Source organism: Nocardia sp. NPDC052316 (genome assembly GCF_044547795.1).
In the GTDB taxonomy this organism is placed as follows: Bacteria; Actinomycetota; Actinomycetes; order Mycobacteriales; family Mycobacteriaceae; genus Nocardia.
In genome coordinates, this window is the sequence record NZ_JBIUBB010000007.1 from 178,747 (window position 1) to 203,301 (window position 24,555).

Sequence of the window (24,555 nt, forward strand, 5' to 3'; positions counted from 1 at the left end):
CGTGGATAACTGGCAGAAAGGCCACTGGGACACGTCCGTGCGGGGAGATACCTTCGTGACCGATCCACCCTGAACCGTCACGAGGAGCCGCCCGGTCATGAACGCCGCCATCGTCAATGTTGTTGTGCCGCTGCTGATCGGCGCTGCGTACGCCCTACTGATGTCGCTGATCCGGGAACCACACCGACGCACGTTCAACGCGATCATGGTCGCCGGCGCCGGAGCCGCGTATCTGAGCGGCGGCGGCCTCGGCGCCTGGGAGTACCTGTTCGCCGCCGCCATCACCTACTGCGCATTCCGCGGCCTGAATTCATGGACGTTCATCGGAGTCGCTTGGCTGCTGCACACCGCTTCCGACGTGCTGCATCACCTCAAAGGCCAGCCGATCGTCCCCTTCGCGCACAACTCCTCGCTCGGCTGCGCGATCTGCGACCCCGTGATCGCACTCTGGTGTCTACGCGGCGGCCCCGACCTCCTCGCCTTCCTCCGCCGCCGCTCATCCGACCAGCACAGCGAGCTCGCCAGCTAGCCGTCCACGCCCGTCACCCCTGACCACTGGTCTAAACCCGGGTTCGTATCCCTCCCGTCCCGAAGAGTGCGTCGGTCAGGTCGAACTGTTGGAGTCGATCGTGGTCGGAGAGAATGTCGATGGCGGTGATGTGCTCCCCGGCGATGGTGAAACCGATGATCGAGAACGGGCTGCCCTCGACGGTGTTGACCAGTCCGGGACCGCCGTTGACCACCGCGGGGTAGATGGCGCAGCGGGTGGCCATGCGCTGGAATGTTTCGGCTTGCCCGGCGACGGCGGCGGCGCCGCGGATAACGCGCATCGCCGCACCGGCATCGGCGCGCAGTACTACGTCCGGGTCGAGCAGGCGCAGGAGTTCGTCGAAGTCGCCGCCGCGGGCGGCGGTGAGGAAAGCGTCCACGACGCGGCGTTGCCGTGCTAGGTCCGCAGCCCGGCCCGGGGTTGCGCCTTGCACTCGGCGCCGGGCTTGGCTGGCGAGCTTCCTGGCGGTTTGCGGGGTGCGATCAACGATGGGTGCTATCTGTTCGTAGGGCATCGCGAACATGTCGTGCAGGACGAAGGCGAGTCGTTCGGCCGGACTCAGCGATTCCAGTACGACCACCAGCGCCAGTCCCACCGAGTCGGCAAGCAGCGCTTCGTGTTCCGGGTCCAGCACGGTCTCACTGGCGATCATCGGGTCGGGCAGGTGCTCGGCTTCCAGTGGTTCTTCGCTGCGAGTCTTACGGGTACGCAGCATGTCCAGGCAGACCCGCCCGATGACGGTGGTCAGCCAGCCACCGAGATTGCCCACCTCGGTGGTGTCGGTGCGGGCCAGACGCAGCCAGGCCTCCTGAACCGCGTCGTCGGCGTCGGTGAGTGAGCCGAGCATCCGGTAGGCGACCGCCCGCAGGTGGGTGCGGTGTGCCTCGAACCGGTCGGTCAGCAACTGCTCATCGTGCACGGAGTCCTCCTCGATCTCTTCCTGTACCGATGACGAACCAGCCGCGGGAAACGTGACCCTCCCCCTTCGCCGACGGGTCGGGTACCGCCCGGATCCGATGTCCCCAGCGCCCGTGCGCCGCCCCTTCGCCGCTCCAGCCAGCGGTTCCGGTGTGGCGGTCACATTTTCACGATGCCGTACGTCATTGCGGCAGAACACGATTCGCGGCATCCGCCGTACCGAAGGGAAGAACACTGTGAATGCGATCGAAGTACAGGGCATTGTCGCCGCCGGGTTCGAGGAGGTGCGTGCCGAATTCGCCGCGGTCGTCGCCGAGGAGAACGGGAAGTCCGGTGCGCAACTGGCCGCCTTCGTGCGGGGCCAGCAGGTGGTGGATCTATGGGCCGGGCCGCAAGTGACGGGCACCACGCTGACCGGTCTGCATTCCACCAGCAAAGGCGCCGCCGCCTTGGTCGTGGCACTGCTGATCCAAGATGGCGCCATCGATGTCGACCAGACCGTGGCGCACTACTGGCCGCGGTTCGCCGCGGCGGGTAAGGAACGCATCACGGTGCGGGACGTACTCGTGCACCGTTGCGGGATCGTCGGTGTCGATGGCGGTTTCACCGTCGCCGAACTCGCCGACGAACGGGTCATCGCCGAACGGCTGGTGGAGCAACGGCCGCTCTTCGAACCGGGGGTAGTGCACGGCTACGGCGGATTCGTCACCCACGCCATCGTCGGCGAGGTGGTGCGCGCGATCACCGGCAGTACCATCCAGCAGCTGTTCGAGCGGCGTATCCGCGCCCCGTACGGACTCGACGTCTACCTCGGGCTGCCCGCTGAACTCGAGCACCGTTACCTGCCGATCCTGCCGTGGCAGGCGACTGCGGAGATGGAGGCGGCATTCGCCGCGAACTCGCCCAACCCCCATGGCATAGCTGGGATTTCCTACAATCTCAACGCCCGCGACTTCACCGCGGCCGACGTCATGGCACTGCCCAACAACGCCACACTGCGCCGCCTCGGCCAAGCCTCGGCCGGCGGTGTCGGCAGCGCGAGCGGCGTGGCAGCGATGTACGCGGCGGCGGTCACCGGCATCGACGGCCGGGACCCGCTGCTGTCGCTGGAAACCATCGCCACCATCTCCGCGATCCATTCCAGCGGTGCGGACCTGGTGCGCGGAGCCCGCGCCCCCTACACGTTGGGTTTCGAAGCCAAGAGCCTGCTGTATCCGTTCCTCGGCGCAAACGCCTTCGGGCACACCGGCTCTGCGGGCTCGGACGGATTTGCCGATCCGCACAGCGGTCTGACCTATGGCTATACCCGCCGCCGCGCCGCCTTCGCCTTCAACGCCCCCGAAAACACGCGCCTCGCCGCCGTGCTGCACCGCGCCGCCGTCGCGTCGGCGGCCTGACTTCTCCGCTTTCCCAACATTTTTCGACTCCAGGAGCATGAACATGTCTCTCCACACCACCTCCCTGCTGCGTTCGCGCGGCTTCAGGCTCGCGCGCTGGGTTCCCGTGGTCGCCGTGCTGGCCGAGACCGCCGTCGGCGCGTACTGGGACCTCGCCCGCATCTCCTATGTCCGCGATTCGTTCGACCATCTCGGCTACCCCCTGTACTTCGCCACCATCCTCGGCGTCGCCAAGACCGCCGCGCTCGCCGCGATCCTGACTCCCGGCCACCCGCGAACCAAGGAATGGGCCTATGCCGGACTGGTTTTCGTCTACGGCGGCGCCGCAACATCCCATCTGGCCGCCGGTGACGGCCCCGACAAGTGGGCCATGCCGCTGTTCTTCGCCGCCGCCACCTTCGCCGCCCGCGCCTGGCTCCCGCGAACACTGACCATCGAACCCGGATCGCGCGCCCTCGGTGTCACCGAGCGCCTTCGCTACTGCTGACCCGTCCGGCCTGCAGAGTTTCACCGCGATCGTCGCGAACGGGCCACCCCCGCCCTGGTCGAGGCGGTTCTGCAACCGGCGCCACACGGTGAGCGAGTGCTCGAACAGCTCTACGCCCATGCCGCCGAGCACTACGATGACACTGCCCTGGCCACCTGGCGATGGTCATCGGCCAGGTCAACTTCTTCGCGCCGCTCGCCCCTGATCGGCAAACCGCTGCCCAGCCGCTCGCCGGCCGAACAGTGGACCCCCGCGCCGACCCGATAGTTCGACAACAATCGGCGGTGGGCCGGGCGATTCTGCCCCGGCCCTTGTCGTCGGCGGGTTGCCTGGACGTGAGTAACGTCCTCCTGATGCGCTTGTCGGGCTTGGTGTCCCATCGCCGTGAGGAGGGTCCATCACAGCCTTCGCATACCGGAGTCAGGCGGGCGTGAGCGCACGTGCGGGGTCGGCGATAAAGTCGCGGGTCAGTTCGATCAGACGGGCAGGGTCGGCGAACCAATCCATGTGGCCCTCTCCCCCAATTTCGACCAGGCGGCTGCCGGGGATCGCGGCACTCAATTGCCGAGATCCGTCGATGGGGATCATCTGGTCGTCGGCGAATCCGATTACCAGTGTCGGCGCCTTGATCTCGGGCAACAGAGACCGGATGTCGACGCGGCGACCTAGATCGATCTGACGCCCGATCCCTTGCGGCGGCCACGCGTCGGCCAACGCGGCCGCGAGGCCCTCGTGGCCGAAGCGGTTCAACGCGGCGGCACTGAATCCGGTCAGGGCGGAGAAGCGTTTGAACAGTGCCCGGTCGGTCTCCAGCAGTTTTGCCCAGGTCTGGAAGTAGTACTGGTCTCGGGGCCCGGCGGAATGTACCCAGCCGCCCACCAGGATCAGGCTGCGCACCAGCTCCGGGTGCGTCGCGGCAGCCGCTGCCGCCACCACCGCGCCGAGCGAGAATCCCAGCAGATCTACCGGCCCATCCACCGCGCCTCGGCTCGCCGCGACCACTTGGTCGACGAGGTGATCGACGGTGAGTTCGGCTCCGCTGTCGGAGGTCTCACCGCTGCCGCTGAGATTTGGCCGCACCACGGTCCGGTTCGCGGTGAAGTGGCCGACCACATTGCCGAAAACCTTCTCGGCGTCACCGCCGGTGCCGTGGACCAGCACCAAACCGGGCCCTTGTCCGTCGACTTCGTAGTGGACACGGGCGTCGCGGGTCGAGGTGAAAGGCATGACAAACCACCACTTAGATCGGCTCCTATAAGATGAGCACTAAGATAATCAGCGCTCATATGACTGTCAAACTAATGAGCGCTCATCTAAATTCCCGGAGGGGTGCATGACCGACAGTGTGGCCGCAGCTATGGACCAGTGGAGCCGTCAGCGACCCGACATCGACTTCTGGCCGATCGGCGTCGTCGGACGGCTCATGCGCCTGTCCCGCATGTGGGACAAAGAGATCAAAGACTTCCTCGCCGAGCACGGCCTCGAACCCGGCGAGTTCGACGTGCTGTCCACACTCCGCCGATCCGGTGCCCCCTACGAGCTGAGCGCAGGCACGTTTCTCAAGACCTCCCTGGTCACCACAGGCGCCATCACGCTGCGCGTGGACCGGATGCACGACAAAGGTCTGGTCACCCGGACCCGCGACGAGAACGACCGCCGGTCGGTCAAGATCCGCCTCACCGATCACGGGCTGGAAGTCATCGACCGCGTCTTGCCGTTGCACATCGCCAACGAGGCCCGCCTGCTCGAAGCCCTGCCCCCCGAGGTGAACGATCAATTAGCTGTGACGCTGAGCGCCCTGCTGGAGTCATATGGCGACACAGCCGCTCAATGAACAACGATGCCGTTCTCAGCGGCCGGTTCCAGCCCCAGCCTCGCGTAGCTGCCCGGTCACCCCACGCGCGCCAACGTCCCATGTGGTGCATACGACCATCACATAATCAGCGGAGGCGGACGTTCTCACGCGCGACAATCGCCGATTTCGATGCCGGTACTGACTGCCCAGCTGGGGTGTGCGCAGTCGAGTCGCACACCCCCACCGGCCGCTTCCGGTTTTACGATGGCGGTCACGCCATCGGCGCTAGGTCGGATGCGTTGGCTGAGTGCAGGATTCGACCAGTCAGGCGTGGGCGCTGAGCATCCAGCAGGCGGCGGTGTAGCGGACCTGGTCGCCGTGCACGAAGGGGTCGAAGGCGGGGCGGACGGTGTCGACGACGCGGGCGCGAGTGGTCTCGTCCACCCCGGACAGCAGGGTGCCGACGGGGCCGAGGGTGGAGAAATACCAGGTCAGAACGTCCTCGGGCATGACGCATTCGACGTCGATCGGGTCGATGGCGACGCCGGTCCAGCCGCTGTCGCGGAGGATGCCCGCGGTACGGTCTTTGCTGGCGAGGCCGAATTGGCCGGGGGCGTCCGGGATTCGGGCGGGCAGGTCCGGCAGTAGTGGGGCGGCGGCGCGTTCGGCGGTGGTCATGAAGGGGTTCCCTTCGGGACTGCGCCAGACGATGCAGCGCAACGCGCCTGCGCCGGTCGCGGCACGGCGCAGGTTGGTGAAGGCCCGCACCGGGTCCTGGAAGAACATCACGCCGAAGCGGGACATGATCAGCTCGAAGCTCGGCTCGAAAGGGTGGGTTTGGGCGTCGGCCCGCAGGAACGTCACCGCCGGATGGGGCGCGCGGGCGCGGGCGGCGGTGATCATCGGCTCCGAGATGTCCACGCCGACAACCTGACTCGATTCCAGGGCCGCGGCGACGGCGATCGAGGTGCCGCCGGTGCCGCAGCCGACGTCGAGCACGTGCTGCGCCGACAGTGCGCGGGCCGCGTCGACCAGTATTTCCTCGAACGGCCGCAACACCTCATCGACAACATGCTGCGCCTCGACCCAGGCGTTGCCCGACTGGCCGTTCCAGCGTGCCTGCTGGTCTTCACTCCGCTGCGTGGGATCCATGCCTAGACTGTGTCAATTCAAGTCGACTTGAGGTCAACCATGGATGTTCTGGATATTGCGGAAGTCGCCCGGCGATCCGGCCTGCCCGCCTCCACGCTGCGCTACTACGAGGAGCGCGGGCTGATCGTCTCGATCGGGCGCCGGGGCTTGCGCCGCCTGTTCGATCCGGCCGTGCTGCAACAGCTTTCGCTGATCACCGTGGCGAGCGGTGCGGGGTTCTCGCTCGACGAGATCGCCCGAATGTTCGGTCCGGACGGGCAACCACACCTCGACCGTGCGATGTTCACCGACAAAGCCGACGAACTGGACCGCAAGATCGGCGAACTCACCGCGATGCGCGACGGACTCCGGCATGCCGCCGCGTGCCCCGCGCCGAGCCATATGGAATGCGCGAAGTTCCTCGGGATCCTGGACCAGGCCCCCAGCGCGGGCATCCCACGCCGGAAATCGATTCAGGACAGGTGAGTGGTAGTTCGGTAATTCGCGAGCCAGGAAGAGAATGCGGTTGCCTCGCTTCATCGTTGGGCCGAGACACCTGTTGGCCTACTGCCGGATGCGGCACTGGCGTCGGGGCTAAGCGCTCTGGTGCGCGCCTACGTGCCAGAAGGCGACGCGGACCGCGGATGAACTGGTGCCCGCACGCGCCGGTGTCGGCCCAGCCGCCAGGACGCCACCGCCGAACAAACCACCGCCGTCGTGCACCGGTTGCGGATGTCGTTGAATCGCTGGACCATTCGCGACTGGCCGATACCGATCCACGTACATCGGGCCGGCCTACCCACGGCAAGTACCAACAGTGTTGATTCGGAACCTGGCTTGCAGGTCAAGTAGTCGCCACCACCAAACCCCACTCGGTCACCCGGATGCCAGCCGGTGCGATCCGGCCGGCCTCGGTTTCGGATCTGATTTCATAGCCGCCGCTCGACAGGACATCACGGAACCGTCGCCGAAGTCCGGCGACCGCGAGCCGCAAGGGCTGACAACCCGCGAGTGCGGGTGTTGAGTCGAAGCAGCCTGACGCGACGCTAGAACATGAGCTGGCGCACGCTGATGGGCTCGCCCGGGGCCAGGGAGCGAAGTCCCGGAGCAGGCGCAAGGCCGTTTTCGCGGAGGAAGGCGCGCAGGCTGGGGCCGCTGGCGCGGCGCCGGGTTACCGACCAGGTGACGGTGTAGTCGGAGTTGCTGCCGCAGCCGTGGGCCGAGTCGTAGCCCGGATAGCGGATCGTCACTCGATAGGTGGTGCCGCCCGCGGCGTCGACGGCCCGGTCCCACCCGGACTTGTCTTTGGCAACCGAACCGATAACGACGAATCCGTCGCAGTTGGGAAAGACGAAGTCGTGTATCGACAGACCGATCCGTCGCATGACGTAGCCCGCCCAGTTGCTGCCGTCAGCGATCGAAACGCCTCCTTCGGCGGTGTAGTCGAGTTCGGGCACATCGGCATGCGCACCCGGCTGCGCCACTCGCTGACGCAGCTTGTCCATGGCTCTGTCCGCGACTTGCCCGGACAATCCATCCAGTCCGCCCCGAATCTCCCCGGTGTCGCCGTTGAAAATCACGTACGAGATCACGGCCGCTGTCGCGCTGCTCGCCAGCACCACACGATCGAATCTCAGCCCGACGCCGTGGTCGCCGTTGTTCACGTCACCAGCCGAAAAAGATTGCGAGCCAAGAGATCTGTTGCCCACAGCCAGCCGGAACTGAACGGTGTCGGTGTCCTCGTGCCGGGACCGGGTGTTGTCGATATGGAACTGTTCCAGCGTGAAGGTGTAGATACCCATCGGACGGCCACCGCTCAGCGAGGGCTGACGAGGCCTCGGCCGGAGTCCAGGGCGGTCAGCGCCTTACCGATAATGGTCCCCAGTCCGCGGCTCATGTCGGTGACCCGGCGCGCGTGGCCGGTGGTGGTCGAGGTTGTCAGCAGGTCGCCGGGGCGGATCGGGCTCTGCGTCGCGTCGGCGGCGCACCACACCTTGCCCATCAGCGCGATGTTCACACTCTCGTCGTGGCGGTCGAGCACGATCGCGGGCGTGACACCGCCTGCGCCAGAAACGATTCCGGCGACTGCGGTGTCGTATTCCCGGCGGCACGGATGCACCGCGCCGCTCTCACCGACGACCACTACCGTGCCCTCGGCGATTCCCGGCTCCCCACAGGTCAGTGCCTCCGCGTAGTCGGCTCCGGCCAAGAACAGATCCCCCGTCACGGTGATGTTGCCTTTGACGGTCACGTTCCCCTCGAAATAGCCCGCGTCGCCGCGGCCCCTGTTGTAGCCGGCGATCGCCGCGTGATTCGAACGGGTTTCACCGTGTACCCCCTCACCGCCGTGCGGCCCCCCGACGCCCCAGACCCCCGGGCCGTTGCTGAGGTTGTAACCGCCGACACCGGCATGGGCGGTTCGAGAATTCCCCGTCACACCTTCACCACCGGATTCAGCGCCCCGGCCCCACACTCCGCTGCCACCGCTCGAACTCTCGTTGTAACCCGCGACGCCCGCGGTGTTGCCGTAGCTGACACCGTGCACGCCCTCGCCGCCGCTCTTCGCACCCTCACCCCACACGCCGACGCCGCCGTTGGGGTTGTGGTTATAGCCGCCGACGCCAGCGTATTCAGTGCGGGAATACCCCGTCACACCTTCACCACCGGATTCAGCCCCGCGGCCCCACACTCCGCTGCCACCGCTCGAACTCTCGTTGTAACCCGCGACACCGGCGGTGTTGCCGTAGCTGACACCGTGCACACCCTCACCGCCGCTCGCCGCGCCCTCACCCCACACACCAACCCCACCCGCGGAATTCTTACCCGTGACGCCGGCCTGCGCGGCATCGCCGGAAACACCCTCCAAGGGCATCGACATGACAGCTCTCCCTCCCAGCCCGCCGCGCAGCGGCGATAGCCACCGGATTGTCGGCGAGCACAGTGGTCCCATGCTGGGCGCCACAATCATCGGCAGGCAAGCTCTCGGTCCGTCCACCGAACCCGTTCTCCAGCGGACGTCCGCGCACGCGCGGGTCGCAAGTGCGGGCTCAGCCCCGCCGACCGATACACGGCGATCGCGCTCCGGCGGTGTACATGCTGCTTGTTTCGTACTGTTAGTGGACAAATTCCCCTAATTTGTCCAACGAGCCTTCCGTATACCGCTATACGGTCAGTAGTGTCCGAACCGCCGGTGGATCAGCGGATTTCGGTCCGAGTGGGCACGGAGGCGTCCGTGGTTCATGGCCCACCGGCGACGGGAACCCTCCCCGTCATCTCGGATACCGAGGCCGCCCGGAGCACCTACCGGGCCCTCCGGGCGGCCTCGGCTGACCAGTGCGCTCGGCGCCGCCGAGTCGAGCCTCCGGGGCACGCGCCTCCCGGCTGCTGCTGCGGCGCGCCTCTCACCCTTTGGCGAGCAGTAGGCACGCTGATGTTGATCCCCCGATCAACTGGCTCGCCGACATGCTCTACCGCCTCGTTGCCGATAACCGGCATCGCCTGTTGTGGGTCGCGACGCTGACGGGTTCAGCCTGTTCACGGGACAGGAGGGGCGCGTGCGCACTGGGCCGGACAGCGTTGGCGGCCATGGGGATCGGTGAGGTCGCCATCTATCTGGCGTGACATTCGAGCGCAGGGTTCGTCGCAGCGCAGGGTTCAACGCCGCGTCGACCATGTGGCTGGGAGTTCTCATGTTGCGCCGTGCGCGACAGATGGCACAGCAGGACGTGTCGACGTCCCGACCGCGCGGACCCGAGCGATCCGGCCCTGCCGACCACCCGCGCCGTCCGGCCGAAACATGTTGCGGTGGCGGTGATTTGCGCAGCAATCGTACTGACAGGCGACCGCCGGACTGTTAGACTCGCATGAGCCTCGCGGACTGGACGGGTGGACGCAGAGCAATGGACAGAACTCATGTGGCGTACGCCGTCGGAGTGGTCTGCATGGTCCCCACAATCGGAGCCGTTGTTTTCCTGCCAGCCTGGACACTGGACTACTGGCAGGCATGGGTCCTGCTAGCGGTGATTGTCGTCAGCTACGGCGTGGCAATCGCGGGGTCCGTCGCGCGTGGTGAGCCGGCACCGTTGCGGCCGCGAAAGCCGGAGGGGCCGAGGCTGGAAACACCGCGGCTCGAAACACCGGCAAGTCAGCAGATCATCGTATTCCTGGTGTCGCTCGGTCTTCTCGCCTTGCTGATCGTTCCAGGCTTCGACCACCGCTACGGCTGGTCTTCGGTCCCGCCTCCGATCAGCCTCGCCGCCGACCTCCTCGTCGCCGCAGGCGTGCTGATCACCTACCAGGTAACCCAGGAGCTCGTCCGCCGCTCCTACGCCACCTCCGAACAGACGCCGGACCAGCGAATGGTCTCGACCGGCCCCTTCGCCGTCGTCCGCCACCCCACCCACGCCGGGACGCTCCTCTACCAGGCCGCGATACCCCTCGCCCTCGGATCCTGGTACGGCTTGGTTGCTTTCGCAGTCATATTGCCGCTGTCCCTGGTGCGAATCTTCTACGAGGACAAACTCCTGCAGCAAATAGTCCCCGACTACTCCGATTACACCCAGCAGGTGAAATACCGTCTACTCCCCCGCGTCTGGTGATCCGCGCCAGGCTCACATGCCGTGGAACGGCGAGGTCTGGGACTGCGGCGTGGTTGAAGTACTGCTGACGGAAGACGCATCGCCCGCACATCACCGGATTCGGCTGCCTCTTCCCGCCCTTCGCTGGTCCAGAAGATGTTCTTAGCGAAACGGAAGAAGTCGAACAGGTCCTGGCCGTTCGAATGATCCACGTAGTAGGCATTGCTATGCCACATCTCGGCCGCGTCGACTGCCCCGCGGTCATCCGCCGAGCGGGCGAGCGCGGTCATCGCAGCGACGTCGCGTGCCGCAGCGGCTCGGTAGTACAGTTCCCGGCTTCGGCCTGCCGGTTCTCCTCGGCGAGTCGTTCGGCGAGCAGGATCATCGCGTCGGTGCGCCCGAGCTCGGCGGCCTGTCGATACCACTGCTAAGCCTCGGCAGGTCGACCCCATTCTTCGAGCAGACCGGCAAGGGTAAGCATCGTTGCCGTATCACCGAGTTCGGCGGCCTCGATGTACCAGTCCTCGGCTCGGTTCACCCTGCCCAGGTCTGCGAAGAGTCCGCCGCAGGCCCATGAGGTGAGTATCGGCCTCGGCCTCGGCACGCTGGGCCAGTATCTGCTGGGTCGTCACGAACAGTCGCTGTGCCCGATCCACGAGATCTGGGTGCTCGTCCAAACTTGCTGTGTCGTCGAGCATCTCGGCCAGGTATCCGCCATCGTGTACCGACTGCAGGTGCTGCTCCATTCGCAACAGTTCGGACAGCCCGACATAGGGTTCGCGCGAAGTGATCGAGACCCGCAGCGCCTCGTATGCCTCGAGAACCGATTGCTCCGCGAATCCACCACCTTTCACCACCGCAGCCGCTGCCAACGCCACCGCAACGATGCGCGATTCCCGACTCGCCACCATTTTCTCTGCCCCCGCCGCACAACCAGCGCACGGGCCCGTCAACCACTCGCTCAACCACTTTCGAGTATCGGGTAGCCGGACGAGAACCGCGCCTGTTACCGAGACCGCGCCGGTATCGTCTTCACCTTTCCGCGACGACCGAGCCGGAATCAAGGCCCCGGCTCGGTCGGGCGGCTCAGCGAACCACGTCGCAGTGCTTCAGCTTGTGCCCTCGCGGCACCTTGGTGTTCGCGTCAGCCTGAGCTGCCGCCTTATCCTTGCCGGTGCCGTACACGACATCGCCCGTCGCTTCATTCCGTAGATTCATCAAATAGCACTTCACGGTTACGGTTTTCTTCGGCGCCGCAAATTCGGATACAGCCGCGAACTCACCGAAAGCATCGACGCTGGTGACATCTACCGGAACGGCATAGGCCGGAGCTGCTGGCATAATCATCAATGCAGCCAGCATAGAACCAGTCAGCACACGTTTGATTGCGCGAATCATTGAACCCCCCTGTTGGAATCGAACGAGACAACCGTATCAGGTCACTTCTGGTCGGACAACCCGAATTCCGCGCGATTCCTGGGCAGCAGAGCGGCCAGGCCAAGGGGAAGTCACTCGCTAACACAAGGGGCGGGTACCACGAGTTGTTCGGCTCAGCCGGACTGGTGTATACATCACTCCATGACCATGTTTCGGGGGAGCGTCCACATCTACGGCACAATGGACGACGCCGTTCGGCTCGTAGCCAGCTACGCCAAGCACATGGCGCTCGCGACCGGTGGCGAGCCGTCGTATTTCTCCGTGAAGGAGGACTGGTTCGATTCTTTCAAGCTGGTGGCGCAGTGGTTGGAATACAACGAGGACCTCAGTACGGATGACCTCCCGGAGCACCGTAAAGTTCTGGAGATCAGTTGTGTTTTCGAGCCGCTGACCGTAACGGAGCCGGACAGGTTCATCGAGAACACGATAGACGCCGCACTGGCAGAATTCTATCGATATGGCGGGCGCCCGAATTTCGGCGACCCCACCTCCATCCCCTGGGCCAGTTCGTCCGATGAACTCGACGAAGAAGGAATCGAACGTTTTCGGAAGCAATTTCCAGGCGTGATCGATTAGGGAATACTTTCTGCACGGCAGGACATTTCAACGGACAGAGATGTGGCCGAACAAGTAACCTGCTGGTCGAGCGTCGCGACACCGGCGTAACCGACAAGATGATGCCAGGCCGCCAGATGGTGACCAAGCCCGCACGCCCGCGCGAGCGGCGGACATCTGCCGCAGGCGTGCGCTATCAGCGTTTCTTCGACCAAAACGCTTTGGGCCCAGAAAGTATCGATCGCCCAGTTGCAGCACGACGCCCAGATCGCGCAGCTGGGTCAGCGGGTCGTCCGCGGTGGGCGAAGCCACCCGCGTGGGCGGCCCGCCCCGCGCATCCGGTGGGCGGCACGGGGTGGTTCCTGCGCTGAGCGATAGCGCGGTTTTCGCGCGGCGATCGGGCTCCCTCCGACCCGACTTCACCTGATCCGGCTGGGGCCAAACGAGTCTCAGCGATCACGAACAGACTAAGGTCATCGGGAGTGGAGTGTTCAACAGCCAGCACACCACTATTTGTTGACGATCCGTGGTGTGCGGCGTGTGGGTAACCGCTGTGTCCATCGGGTCGAATCGACCAGATCTGAGGACGAGGATGACGGACACGGTGGCTGCTGCGACCGGGCGGAAATACACTCCGGCGGCTACGGATCAGGTCGAGTTGCACCAGCTACTCGCGGGATTGACCGCGGTACGCGACGGTGATTTCGGCACGCGGTTGCCGATGGACGGTGACGGGCTGCTCGGCGAGATCGCGACGGTGTTCAACGGCATGGTGGATCAGCTGTCGCTGTTCACCTCGGAGGTCACCCGCGTGGCGCGCGAGGTCGGCACCGACGGGCGGCTCGGCGGGCAGGCCGAGGTGCCGGGAGTGTCGGGTACCTGGAAAGACCTCACCGACTCGGTCAACGCGATGGCGGGCAATCTGACCAGCCAGGTGCGCGATATCGCGCAGGTCGCGACGGCCGTGGCCCGCGGCGATCTGTCCCAGAAGATCGACGTGGACGCGCGCGGGGAGATCCTCGAGCTCAAGAGCACCGTCAACACCATGGTGGATCAGCTGTCCGCGTTCGCGGACGAGGTCACCCGGATGGCGCGGGAAGTGGGTTCGGAAGGGCAGCTGGGCGGCCAGGCGCAGGTGCCGGGAGTCGGTGGTGTGTGGCGCGATCTCACCGACTCGGTGAACTTCATGGCGGGCAACCTGACCGCGCAGGTCCGCAATATCGCCCAGGTGACGACGGCGGTGGCGCGCGGCGACCTGAGTCAGAAGATCACGGTGTCGGCGCGCGGGGAGATCCTGGAGCTGAAGAACACCATCAACACAATGGTCGACCAGCTCTCGTCGTTCGCCGACGAGGTCACCAGGGTGTCGCGCGAGGTCGGCACGGAAGGCATCCTCGGCGGCCAGGCGGATGTGAAGGGCGTCTCGGGCACGTGGCGTGACCTCACCGACTCGGTGAACTTCATGGCGGGCAACCTGACCGCGCAGGTGCGTTCGATCGCGCAGGTCGCCACCGCGGTCGCGGGCGGCGACCTGAGCCAGAAGATCCGCGTCGACGCGCGCGGGGAGATCCTGGAGCTCAAGAACACCATCAACACGATGGTCGACCAACTCTCCGCCTTCGCCGACGAGGTCACCCGTGTCGCCCGCGAGGTCGGCACCGAGGGCCGTCTGGGCGGGCAAGCGGACGTGAAAGGTGTCTCGGGCACCTGGAAGGACCTCACCGAGTCGGTCAATGTCATGGCCGACAATCTCACCGCGCAGGTGCGTTCGATCGCGCAGGTCACGACGGCGGTCGCAGGCGGCGATCTGAGCCAGAAGATCCGCGTCGACGCGCGCGGGGAGATCCTGGAGCTGAAGGAGACCATCAACACGATGGTCGACCAGCTCTCCGCGTTCGCCGACGAGGTCACTCGCGTGGCCCGTGAGGTCGGCACCGAGGGCAACCTCGGCGGCCAGGCGACCGTGCGCGGTGCGTCGGGCACCTGGAAGGACCTGACCGACAACGTCAATGTCATGGCCTCCAACCTGACCAACCAGGTGCGGTCCATCTCGCAGGTCGCTACGGCGGTCGCGCGCGGCGACCTGAGCCAGAAGATCATCGTTGAGGCCAAGGGCGAGGTCGCCGCGCTCGCAGGCGTCATCAACACGATGGTCGACACGCTGTCCGCGTTCGCGGACGAGGTCACCCGCGTCGCCCGCGAGGTGGGCACCGAGGGCATGCTCGGTGGGCAGGCCCGGGTGCCGAATGTCGCGGGCACGTGGAAGGACCTGACCGACAACGTCAACTCGATGGCGAACAACCTGACCAATCAGGTCCGCAATATCGCCCAGGTCACCACCGCGGTCGCGCAGGGCGATCTGACCCGCAAGATCGACGTGGACGCGCGCGGGGAGATCCTCGAGCTGAAGACCACGATCAACACGATGGTCGACCAGCTCTCCGCGTTCGCGGCCGAGGTCACCCGCGTTGCTCGCGAGGTGGGCTCCGAAGGCCGACTCGGCGGGCAGGCCGAGGTCGAGGGCGTGTCGGGGACCTGGAAACGGCTCACCGAGAACGTCAACGAGCTCGCGGGCAACCTGACCCGCCAGGTCCGCGCGATCGCCGGGGTGACCAGCGCCGTCGCCGAGGGCGACCTGACCCGCTCCATCACCGTCGAGGCCTCCGGCGAGGTCGCCGAGCTCAAGGACAACATCAACTCGATGGTGGAGTCGCTGCGCGAGACCACCAAGGCCAACCAGGACCAGGACTGGCTCAAGTCCAACCTGGCCCGTATCTCCAGCCTCATGCAGGGGCAACGCGACCTGCACGTGGTGGCCGAGCTGATCATGGACGAGCTGGCACCGCTGGTTTCCGCGCAGTTCGGCGCGTTCTACCTGGCCGACGACACCGCCGCGCAGCCGGAACTGCGGCTGATCGGCTCGTACGGCAGCCCGGAGCAGCCCGACAGCCCGACGCGCTTCACCTTCGGCCAATCCCTGGTCGGCCAGGCCGCGCGCAGCCGCCGCACGATCGCGGTGGACTCCGTCCCCGCCGACTACGTCACCATTTCCTCCGGGCTCGGCCAGACCGCGCCGGTCAACCTGCTGGTGCTGCCGATCGTGGTCGAGGACCAGGTCCTCGGCGTGATCGAGCTCGGCTCGCTGCACCGCTTCACCCGCATCCACCAGGACTTCCTCGACCAGTTGATGGAGGCGGTCGGCGTCAATGTCAACACGATCGTCGCCAATGCCCGCACCGACGAGCTGCTCGGCGAGTCGCAGCGGCTGACCTCGGAGTTGCAGGCCCGCTCGCAGGAGTTGCAGGTGCGGCAGGAGGAACTGCAGCGCTCCAATGCCGAGCTGGAGGAGAAGGCGGAGCTGCTCGCCATGCAGAACCGCGACATCGAGGCCAAGAATCTCGAGATCGAGCAGGCTCGGCAGGAGCTGGAGACCCGCGCCCAGCAGCTCGCGCTCGCCTCGAAGTACAAGTCGGAGTTCCTGGCCAATATGAGCCACGAGCTGCGTACTCCGCTGAACAGCCTGCTGATCCTGGCTCAGCTGTTGGCGCAGAACCCGGCCCGCAACCTCACTCCCAAGCAGGTGGAGTACGCGGGGATCATCCATTCGGCGGGTTCGGATCTGCTGCAGCTGATCAACGACATCCTCGACCTGTCGAAGGTCGAGGCGGGCAAGATGGACCTGACCCCCGAGCGCGTGCCGTTGCGCAAGCTGCTCGACTACGTCGAGGCCACCTTCCGGCCGATGACCACCCAGAAGGGTCTGGGCTTCCGGGTGAGTACCGCGCCCGAGTTGCCCCTCGACCTGCTGACCGACGACTCGCGGCTGCGCCAGGTGCTCGGCAATCTGCTGTCCAACGCCGTGAAGTTCACCGAGACCGGGTCGGTGCAGCTGCGGATCAAGCCGACGGACCCCGACGAGGTACCACCGGCCGCGCAACGCCACGGCCCTGCGCTCGCGTTCGAGGTGATCGACACCGGCATCGGCATCGCCGAGCATCAGTTGGAGTCGATCTTCGGCGCGTTCCAGCAGGCCGACGGGACGACCAGCCGTAAATACGGCGGCACCGGGCTGGGCTTGTCGATCAGCCGGGAGATCGCCTACCTGCTCGGTGGCGCCATCACCGCCGACAGCACTCTCGGCGAGGGCAGCACCTTCACCCTGTACCTGCCGATCGCCCGACCGGACTTTCAGCACGCCCCGTACCGCGAAGAAGAGGCCGGGCAGCTCGCGGACGGCAACCCGCACAAGGCCCTGCCCGCCGCGTCCCACCAGCAGCGCAGGCTGCTGATCGTGGAGGAACGCGCGCAGGGACTGTTGTCCTTGGTCGCCCAGAGCGCGGTGGCCGATCTCGCCGACGGTAACGACCCACGCGGTCCCGTCCAGATCGTCGCCGCGGCCGGCGCGGAGGAGGCGGTGGCGGCGCTGGCCGTCGACGCGTTCCACTGCGTGGTGCTGGAGCTGGACATGCCCGACAACACAGCGCTGCGCTTCCTAGACACCATGGCCGGAGACCCCGCGATGCGCGGCGTTCCGGTCTTGGCGCACAACCGCAGGCTCGATGCCGAGCAGGAGCGTCTGCTCCACCAGCGCACCGCGAGCCAACCATTGGAGCTGCTGTCCAGCCTGGACGAGTTGCGCGAGCGGATCGTGCTGCACGTCACGGCCGCGGCGCCGGGCGATGTGCTGCCCCTGGTGCGCCGCGAGGAGGCCGCGGCCGCACTGCCGCATCGTCCGGACGGCAAACTGGTCGGCCGCACGGTGCTCATCGTCGACGATGACGCCCGTAACCTGTTCGCCCTCAGCAGCATTCTCGAACTGCACGGCATCAACGTGCTGCACGCCGAGAACGGGCGCGAAGGCATCGACACCCTGCTCGCCCGCGCGGAGACGGACCTGGTCCTGATGGACGTCATGATGCCGGAGATGGACGGTTACGCCGCGACCGCGGCGATCCGCAAGATGCCGCAGTACGAGGACCTGCCGATCATCGCCGTGACGGCCAAGGCCATGCTCGGCGATCGGGAGAAGTGCCTGGCCGCGGGCGCCAACGACTATGTCACCAAACCGGTCGACGCGGACGCGCTGCTCGCCTGCATCCAGCGCTGGCTGGACGTCTGATGACCGATTCGGACACCCCTGACGACACCCCGACCACGGGACCCGCGGTCAACCGCCTCGCGGCCACCGTCGAGCGGCTGCGCAACGAGATCCAGCAGGCCCAGGCCACGGCCGACGGCCGCGCGCTGATCGAAATGGCCAAGGGCGTGCTGGTCGAACGGTTGCGGTGCGGGCCTGCCCAGGCGGCGCGCCAGCTCGGGGTGCTCGCCGAGCAAACGGGTGTCACCGAGTTGGAGCTGGCCGCCGATCTGGTCAATCAGTCGGCCCAGGACAAGCTCAGCGCGGCAGCGGGAGAGTTCTTGGCCCGAGCCGCCACGCCGGGCGATCCGTCCGCGGCGGTGCGGCTGCGTACCGCCGAGAGCGGGCTGCTCGCCGCGGGCGACACCCAGCGCGTGGCCAAGGCGCTGCTCGACCACGCGCTCGCGCCGCTCGGCGCGACGGCGGCGGCGATCTGGTCTGCCGGTACCGACAGATCGCTGTCGCTGCGGGGTTTCGTCGGTCTCAGCCCGGAGGAGGCCCAGCGGTGGCGATATGTGCCGCCCGGGGTGCCGACCCCGGCCAGGCAGGCGCTGGTGGAGCGAGACGCGCTGTGGATCGAGGACATCGGCGCATCCAGCCTGCCCTCGATCGGCGACCGCAGCGGTGGCCGGGTGGCGATCCCGGCGGGCACCAGCGGCAAACTGCTCGGCGTGCTGGAGGTGTGCTGGCCGCACCCGCTCGAACCGCAACCGCCGCAGATACACCGGCAACTAGAGGCGTTGGCCGAACTGTGCGCCCACGCCTTGGAGTCGGACATGGTCGGCGCGGCGGTGCGCAACCAGCCCGATGTCACCGAACTCGTTCGGCTGGCCGACGCCCTCTTCGACTCGGTCCTCGTGCTGCTGCCCCACTTCGACCACGACGGTGCCGTCACCGACTTCCGCATCCATCACGTCAACTCCCGCTTCGTCGACCTGGCGGGCCGACCACGCAGCCTGATCAACGGTGCACTATTGCTCGAGGCATACCCGATGGCAGCGGGCGCGGGCCAGATTTTCGCACTGATCGAGCACGTCTTCGCCACCGGCGAGACCTACCGCGCCGACCGGGCGCTGCTGACCGAACTGGTCGACCAGATTCCACTGACCGTCTCGGCCGCGCTCAGCATCAGCCGCCACGGTGACGCGGTACTGATGGTGTGGCAGGTCGAGGACGAGACGGTGCGGCTCGCCGCGCTGCTGCAGCACGCGCAGCGCCTCGGCCGGGTCGGCGGTTTCGAGGAGAATCCGGATACCGGTGAAATCACCTGGAGCAGCCAGCTTTTCGACCTCTACGGGCTGGCACCGACCGCGAACCCGGTCCCACTCGCCCAGCTACCCGACCACATCCACAGCGACGACGCCGACGCGGTACGACGGTTCCTGCGCACCCTGCTGCGCTACGGCAACGCCGCCTCCACCGCGTTCCGCCTGATCCGGCCGGACGGCGTCACCCGCCACATCCGGGTGATCGCCGAACCGGTGCTCGACCCGGCAGGACACCTGCTGACCATCCGCGGTGCCTACCAAGACATTTCGGCGCAACACTGGACCGAGGTCGCGCTCTCGGCCACCCGGGACCAGCTCGCGCACACCGAGCAGCACGCCGCCGAACAGAGCAGGCTGGCGCGGCAACTCCAACAGGCGATCATGCCCGCCGCGCAACCGGCCATCGATGCGTTCGGGCTGCGCATCGCGGTGCGCTACCGGCCGACCGAACAGGACCACCTCGTCGGCGGCGACTGGTACGACGCGATCGTGCTGCCGTCCAAGCAGATTCTGTTGTCGGTCGGCGACATCACCGGCCACGGGATCAGCGCGGCCACGGATATGGTCGTGCTGCGCAACGCTTTGCGCGGCCTCGCCGCCACCGGAGCCGGACCGGGCCAGCTGCTCACCTGGCTGAACCTGGTGGCCCATCACCTGACCGCCGACATCTACGCCACCGCCATCTGCGGCCTCTACGACCCGCAGACGCGCGTACTGAGCTGGGCCCGCGCCGGGCACCTGCCGCCCGTGCTGATCCGCGACCGGGAAGCGTCCGCCCTGCCGCTGCTCGACGGCATCATCCTCGGTGCGTTGGCCGAAACCACGTATGAAGAAGCCGAACTCCAGCTCGAGCCGGACGACACCCTCCTGCTCTACACCGACGGTCTGATCGAGCGCCGAGGACGGCACCTGGACGAATGTGTCGAGCGACTGCTCGCCGCGTCAGCGCGCTTCACCGGCAGCCTGGACGATCGCCTCGACGATCTGCTCGACAACAGCGACTCCGACACCGACGACGACACCTGCGTGGTCGGGCTCGAAGTGGGACCCGGGCTCGCATCGCCGAGCGGCTCATGAGGTGCCTGCTGCGACGGCACTTCGCGTGACCGATCAACTACGCCGTAATGACTGATCACGCCGTCCAACGCGTGGTGGCGACGTCAGCGGATCTTGCGGCCCCAGGTCCATTGGATCGTCCCGAGTCGGCGTGTGGCTACGCCGCTGAGTCCGAAACCCTCGACGCTATCGGCGATCTCGGTTTCGGTGAACAAGTGCGCGCCGCCGGCACCGGGTATGTAGCGGCCGATCAGCGCGAGGGGGCCGGTGCGCACGGTGGGCACCAGCACGGCCAGATAACCGCCCGGTCGTAGCACGCGGATCATCTCGGCGAGCGCAGTGTCCGGGTCGGGGATGAGCTGTAGCCCGGCTATGCAGGTCACCGCATCGACGGTGTTGTCACGCAACGGAAGTCGCTGGGCGTCGGCACGCAGGAACGCCGTGTTGCCGGCGTGGTGCCGGAGGGTGGCGCGGGCGAGCATCGACTCGGCGATGTCGATGCCGACCGCGAGTCCGGCAGGACCCACGGTACGGGCCAGGGCTGCGGTGATTTCCCCTGGGCCACAAGCGATGTCGAGCACGGTATGGCCCGGCTGAAGGTGGAGCCGCTCGGCGGGCGATTGCAGGATGCCGACGACACGTCGGGCGGCCGTGGCGGCGTGGTCGAACAGCGACGCACCGATGCGCGAGCGCCACAACGACTGCACGATGCCGGTATTGACGGCTGAACCGTCGGCGGCCGGTTGCGGGCCGAGTTGATCGAGGTAGCCGTGTGGCGTGGTCGGCACCGTCGGCGGGTCGGTGAGTAGCGACAAAACTCGTTGCACGGCAGGCGAAACGGTGTCGCTCACGCGGTCATCTCCTTGCGATCCCATACCCGGACACTAAGCCCGGACCGCTCATACCTTCCAAGACCAGTTCGGCCATGAACTCATCCGTGTGCAGGTATGAGCTGCGTAAGCAATCACCCGGCGGGCAGGCCGCAGCACTCGAGGCGCTATTCGAAGCGGGGACTACGCAGGCGCTCCGAACCCACCCTCATGCGGATGACCGGATGGGTACCGCGACAACTATTGGAGGAATCGGACAAGGGTTTCGGCGAGTTGATCCGGGTTCTCCTCCGCCATGTGGTGACCGGATTCGATGCGAGCAGATGTCAGCTCGCCGCTCACCCAGGATCGCCAGATGTCGGCGGGGTCGCCGTAGAGCTCTGCCATATCGTCCCTGGTGGACCAGGCGACCAGGGTGTCGCAGGTGATGGTGCGCCCCGCGGCTCGATCCGCCTCGTCGTTCGCGCGATCGATGGTCAGTCCGGCTCGGTAGTCCTCCAGCATGGCGCGCACGGTGGCCGGATCGCTGACCGCGCGTGTCATATCGCGAAAGTTCTCGTGCCCCATGGTGGTCTCGTCGGGCCGATACCAGGCGAGAGGGTCGGCGGTGATCACCCGCTCGGCGTGCGGGGCGGCGCCGAAGAAGAACCAGTGCCACCATTTCGTGGCGAACCGAGCGTCGGCGTGTTCGAGTGCCTCGAGGATCGGCACGCTGTCCAAGACGACGAGGCGGGTTACGGAGTCGGGGTGATCGAGGGCGGTTCGGTAGGCGACGTAACTACCGCGATCATGGCCCACCACGGCGAATCGACGATGACCCAGGCCGCGCATCAGAGTGACGATGTCGGCCGCCATGGTGCGGTCGCAGTACACCTCGTGCTTTTCGTCGGGTGTCGGCTTGGACGACCGACCGTATCCGCGCAGGTCGGGACAGACGACGGTGAAACCCGCCATGACAAGCTGCGGGGCCACTCGATGCCAGGTGGTGTGTGTCCGGGGGTGTCCGTGCAACAACACCACCGCGGGCCCGACACCCCCGCTTCGCCCATGAATGGTCACGGAGTCACCGATGGAGACGTCCCACTCCTCGAAGCTGTCGAACACCGCACCATGGTCTCACCGTCGAGAACCGACGCTCATACCGCTCCTGAGAACATGTCCCCTGGCGTTGTGACTCGATGACAAAGGGTCGGAACTGGTTCTGGCGGAAAGCGGCCCTCGATACGGTTCTGCCGTAAGGTTCTCCGTGAACTGCCGCCGCGCGATCGGAGCCTGGTCCGCCCGGCGCGCGGAGGCTGCGACGCCGAGCGCGCTCCCCCGCATCTTCGCCTGCGGCGCATGCCTTTTCGTCGCCGCGCTCAGTCGATCCGACAATGGGTTTACCGAGCGGAAGCCGGGTGCGCGTAGCAGCCCCCGCACAGGGGCTGCCCTCGTACGATGAGCGTTGTGGTAGATAGACGCGGAATCCTGGACCGCGGGCAGGCATTTCGGCACTGGCTTCGGGACGAGAATCCGCAGGCCGTGGACACCGTGGTGGCCCTGACCGTGCTCGCCGCCATGTTTCTGGTCGGCACCGCCTACCACCCCGAGGACTGGCGCCGCTTCGATCTGTCGGCGTACCTGCTGACCGCGCTGACGTGTCTTCCGTTGGCGGCGCGCAGGATCGCCCCGGTACTCACCCATGTGACCGTGTCGGTGGCGTACGTGGTCTATCTGACGGTGGACTTTTATCCGAGCCTGAATTTCTACGGCCCGATGATCGCCTTCTACACCGTCGCCACGACGAAGGCGCCGCGGGTGACGATGCCTGCTGGGCTGCTCCTCGGCGGTGTGCTGTTCTACAGCGCGCTGGTCGTGCCGGAGTTGCCTATCGCGGTAGCGGTGGCGCAATCCATCGCGCCGCCGCTGGTGCTGTGGGGGGTCGCGGGAGTATCGCGACGGTTGAGCCTGCGCAATCGGCAGTTGGCCGAGGCGACCGTGCAGCTGCGGCGCGAACAGGAGCGCCGGGTCGAGCACGCGGTCGGCCAGGAGCGCCTACAGATCGCGCGCGAACTCCATGACGTTGTCGCACACCACATCTCGGTGATCTCTATGCAGGCCGGGCTGGCACGGTACGTGTTCGACAGCGACCCGCCGACAGCCCGTACCGCGGTCGACACCATCGGACAGATCAGCCGGGAGACGCTGGAGGAGCTGCGCCGAGTCCTCAATCTCCTGCGCACCTCCGACACTCCGCTCGACACCGACACGGCGCTCCTCGACACCGAGCCCATCCCGGTTTCGCGGCGACTGGAGGAATTGGTCGAGCGGGTTCGCGGCGTCGGCCTGAACGTCGCCCTGCACATCAGCGGAGCGGTGGCGGAGCTGCCCTCCGGCCTGCAACTCACGGTCTATCGAGTCGTCCAGGAAGCGCTGACCAATGTGATCAAACATGTCGGCCCGTGCGAGGCGGAGGTGACGGTACACCGCGACTTCCGCCAGTTGACGGTCACGATCACCAACGACCGGAAGCCCGGCCCCGCGCCCACTGCCACAACCGAATCCGCCGACGGCGGCAATGGGCTACTCGGCATGCACGAACGCGCTAGGCTCTACGGCGGCACCCTCGTCACCGGACCCCGGCCGGACGGTGGGTACACGGTAGTATTGACCGTGCCTTGGCCGTAAATCGCGTCACCGGCACCCGGTAGTCGCAATGGTGAGTGATGGGTACTCGGGGGGACGCCGCTGATGATCAGCGTACTCGTGGTCGACGACCAACCTCTTATTCGCGCGGGCCTGGTTGCGCTGGTGAACGCCGACCCGGGACTGACCGTGGTCGGCGAGGCCGTCGACGGCGCCCAGGCCGTCACCGTGGCGGCCGCCGAAAAACCCGACGTGATCGTGATGGACATCCACATGCCAAGCGTCAGCGGAATCACCGCGGCCAGGCGCATTCTCGGCCACACCGAGCCCGCGCCCCGCATTCTGATGCTCACCACGTTCGATCTCGATGAATATGTCTACGAGGCGTTGCAGGCGGGCGCGTCGGGGTTCGTGCTGAAGGAGACCGACCCGGACCGACTACTCGGCGCGATCCACACCGTCGCCAAGGGCGACACCCTGTTCGCACCGACCGTCACTCGTCGGCTCATCGAGAATTACATCCAGCACAACGATCGATCCGGCGCACCGAATCGGCGCACCGAACTCGACCTGCTGACCACGCGCGAACTCGAAGTCCTGCGCCTGGTGGGCACCGGCGCGGGCAACAACGAGATCGCCCGCCATCTCAACATCAGTGAAGGCACCGTCAAGACCCACCTCAACCGCGTGATGACGAAACTCGATCTCACCAGCCGCGCTCAGGCCGTCGTCATCGCCTACGAAACCGGCTTGGTCACACCGGGAACCGTGCCCGCGGAAAGATAGGACGCG

The 24,555-nt window shown here is 66.5% G+C and carries 20 protein-coding genes; 12 read left to right on the top strand and 8 right to left on the bottom strand.

Annotation, left to right across the window (positions count from 1 at the left end; translation table 11 throughout):
• Nucleotides 1-97 precede the first annotated feature (97 nt).
• A complete protein-coding gene (locus ACIHA7_RS32445) occupies nucleotides 98-529 on the top strand; it encodes a DUF6010 family protein (RefSeq protein WP_397294842.1) in 432 nt (143 codons plus the stop codon).
• A 31-nt stretch (nucleotides 530-560) separates the two neighbouring features.
• Here ACIHA7_RS32445 and ACIHA7_RS32450 read toward each other — a convergent pair whose 3' ends face one another.
• Entirely contained in the window at nucleotides 561-1,469 is a 909-nt protein-coding gene (locus tag ACIHA7_RS32450; protein WP_397294844.1) for a sigma-70 family RNA polymerase sigma factor, read from the bottom strand.
• A 235-nt stretch (nucleotides 1,470-1,704) separates the two neighbouring features.
• Between ACIHA7_RS32450 and ACIHA7_RS32455 the strand changes: the two genes are divergently transcribed.
• Both ACIHA7_RS32455 and ACIHA7_RS32460 read left to right on the top strand, forming a co-directional pair.
• Nucleotides 1,705-2,865: a serine hydrolase domain-containing protein gene (locus tag ACIHA7_RS32455; RefSeq protein ID WP_397294846.1), complete on the top strand. Its 1,161-nt coding sequence runs from the start codon at nucleotides 1,705-1,707 to the stop codon at nucleotides 2,863-2,865.
• Nucleotides 2,866-2,908: 43 nt separating this feature from the next.
• Nucleotides 2,909-3,352, top strand: a complete 444-nt coding sequence (locus tag ACIHA7_RS32460) for a DoxX family protein (protein WP_397294848.1) — start codon at nucleotides 2,909-2,911, stop codon at nucleotides 3,350-3,352.
• Nucleotides 3,353-3,772: 420 nt separating this feature from the next.
• Here ACIHA7_RS32460 and ACIHA7_RS32465 read toward each other — a convergent pair whose 3' ends face one another.
• The gene (locus ACIHA7_RS32465; RefSeq protein ID WP_397294850.1) at nucleotides 3,773-4,579 is read right to left on the bottom strand and encodes an alpha/beta fold hydrolase; all 807 of its coding nucleotides are present in this window, start codon (nucleotides 4,577-4,579) and stop codon (nucleotides 3,773-3,775) included.
• A 106-nt stretch (nucleotides 4,580-4,685) separates the two neighbouring features.
• Between ACIHA7_RS32465 and ACIHA7_RS32470 the strand changes: the two genes are divergently transcribed.
• Nucleotides 4,686-5,186: a MarR family winged helix-turn-helix transcriptional regulator gene (locus tag ACIHA7_RS32470; protein WP_397294852.1), complete on the top strand. Its 501-nt coding sequence runs from the start codon at nucleotides 4,686-4,688 to the stop codon at nucleotides 5,184-5,186.
• Between the two features lie 285 nt (nucleotides 5,187-5,471).
• Here ACIHA7_RS32470 and ACIHA7_RS32475 read toward each other — a convergent pair whose 3' ends face one another.
• A complete protein-coding gene (locus tag ACIHA7_RS32475; protein ID WP_397294853.1) occupies nucleotides 5,472-6,299 on the bottom strand; it encodes a class I SAM-dependent methyltransferase in 828 nt (275 codons plus the stop codon).
• A gap of 39 nt (nucleotides 6,300-6,338) precedes the next feature.
• Between ACIHA7_RS32475 and ACIHA7_RS32480 the strand changes: the two genes are divergently transcribed.
• Nucleotides 6,339-6,764, top strand: coding sequence for a helix-turn-helix domain-containing protein (locus ACIHA7_RS32480; RefSeq protein ID WP_397294855.1), 426 nt, complete (start codon nucleotides 6,339-6,341; stop codon nucleotides 6,762-6,764).
• A 560-nt stretch (nucleotides 6,765-7,324) separates the two neighbouring features.
• Here the strand turns inward: ACIHA7_RS32480 and ACIHA7_RS32485 are convergent.
• Nucleotides 7,325-8,080 (bottom strand): hypothetical protein, encoded by a 756-nt coding sequence (locus ACIHA7_RS32485; RefSeq protein WP_397294856.1) that lies wholly within the window; start codon nucleotides 8,078-8,080, stop codon nucleotides 7,325-7,327.
• A gap of 14 nt (nucleotides 8,081-8,094) precedes the next feature.
• Nucleotides 8,095-9,156: a hypothetical protein gene (locus tag ACIHA7_RS32490; RefSeq protein WP_397294858.1), complete on the bottom strand. Its 1,062-nt coding sequence runs from the start codon at nucleotides 9,154-9,156 to the stop codon at nucleotides 8,095-8,097.
• Nucleotides 9,157-10,141: 985 nt separating this feature from the next.
• On the opposite strand from ACIHA7_RS32490, the gene ACIHA7_RS32495 reads away from it, so the two are divergent.
• Together ACIHA7_RS32495 and ACIHA7_RS32500 are read left to right on the top strand one after the other, a co-directional pair.
• On the top strand, nucleotides 10,142-10,876 hold the full coding sequence (locus ACIHA7_RS32495; RefSeq protein WP_397294860.1) for a methyltransferase family protein: 735 nt from the start codon (nucleotides 10,142-10,144) through the stop codon (nucleotides 10,874-10,876).
• Between the two features lie 283 nt (nucleotides 10,877-11,159).
• Nucleotides 11,160-11,432, top strand: a complete 273-nt coding sequence (locus tag ACIHA7_RS32500; protein WP_397294862.1) for a hypothetical protein — start codon at nucleotides 11,160-11,162, stop codon at nucleotides 11,430-11,432.
• Nucleotides 11,433-11,941: 509 nt separating this feature from the next.
• Here ACIHA7_RS32500 and ACIHA7_RS32505 read toward each other — a convergent pair.
• Nucleotides 11,942-12,253, bottom strand: a complete 312-nt coding sequence (locus ACIHA7_RS32505; RefSeq protein ID WP_397294863.1) for a hypothetical protein — start codon at nucleotides 12,251-12,253, stop codon at nucleotides 11,942-11,944.
• A gap of 180 nt (nucleotides 12,254-12,433) precedes the next feature.
• On the opposite strand from ACIHA7_RS32505, the gene ACIHA7_RS32510 reads away from it, so the two are divergent.
• From ACIHA7_RS32510 to ACIHA7_RS32520, 3 genes are all read left to right on the top strand, one after another.
• Nucleotides 12,434-12,868, top strand: coding sequence for a hypothetical protein (locus ACIHA7_RS32510; RefSeq protein WP_397294864.1), 435 nt, complete (start codon nucleotides 12,434-12,436; stop codon nucleotides 12,866-12,868).
• A gap of 583 nt (nucleotides 12,869-13,451) precedes the next feature.
• Nucleotides 13,452-17,966, top strand: coding sequence for a HAMP domain-containing protein (locus tag ACIHA7_RS32515; protein ID WP_397294865.1), 4,515 nt, complete (start codon nucleotides 13,452-13,454; stop codon nucleotides 17,964-17,966).
• Nucleotides 17,966-20,329 carry a SpoIIE family protein phosphatase gene (locus ACIHA7_RS32520; RefSeq protein WP_397294867.1) on the top strand — a complete coding sequence of 788 codons (2,364 nt, stop codon included), beginning with the start codon at nucleotides 17,966-17,968 and terminating at the stop codon, nucleotides 20,327-20,329. Before ACIHA7_RS32515 ends, ACIHA7_RS32520 begins: the two co-directional genes overlap by 1 nt.
• An 83-nt stretch (nucleotides 20,330-20,412) precedes the next feature.
• Here the strand turns inward: ACIHA7_RS32520 and ACIHA7_RS32525 are convergent, their stop codons facing one another.
• Both ACIHA7_RS32525 and ACIHA7_RS32530 read right to left on the bottom strand, forming a co-directional pair.
• Nucleotides 20,413-21,159: a methyltransferase domain-containing protein gene (locus ACIHA7_RS32525; protein WP_397294869.1), complete on the bottom strand. Its 747-nt coding sequence runs from the start codon at nucleotides 21,157-21,159 to the stop codon at nucleotides 20,413-20,415.
• Between the two features lie 219 nt (nucleotides 21,160-21,378).
• Entirely contained in the window at nucleotides 21,379-22,242 is an 864-nt protein-coding gene (locus tag ACIHA7_RS32530) for an alpha/beta fold hydrolase (protein WP_397294870.1), read from the bottom strand.
• A 342-nt stretch (nucleotides 22,243-22,584) separates the two neighbouring features.
• Here ACIHA7_RS32530 and ACIHA7_RS32535 point away from each other — a divergent pair, with 342 nt between their 5' ends.
• Together ACIHA7_RS32535 and ACIHA7_RS32540 are read left to right on the top strand one after the other, a co-directional pair.
• Nucleotides 22,585-23,805, top strand: coding sequence for a sensor histidine kinase (locus tag ACIHA7_RS32535; RefSeq protein ID WP_397294871.1), 1,221 nt, complete (start codon nucleotides 22,585-22,587; stop codon nucleotides 23,803-23,805).
• Nucleotides 23,806-23,868: 63 nt separating this feature from the next.
• Nucleotides 23,869-24,549: a response regulator gene (locus ACIHA7_RS32540; protein WP_397294873.1), complete on the top strand. Its 681-nt coding sequence runs from the start codon at nucleotides 23,869-23,871 to the stop codon at nucleotides 24,547-24,549.
• Nucleotides 24,550-24,555 lie beyond the last annotated feature (6 nt).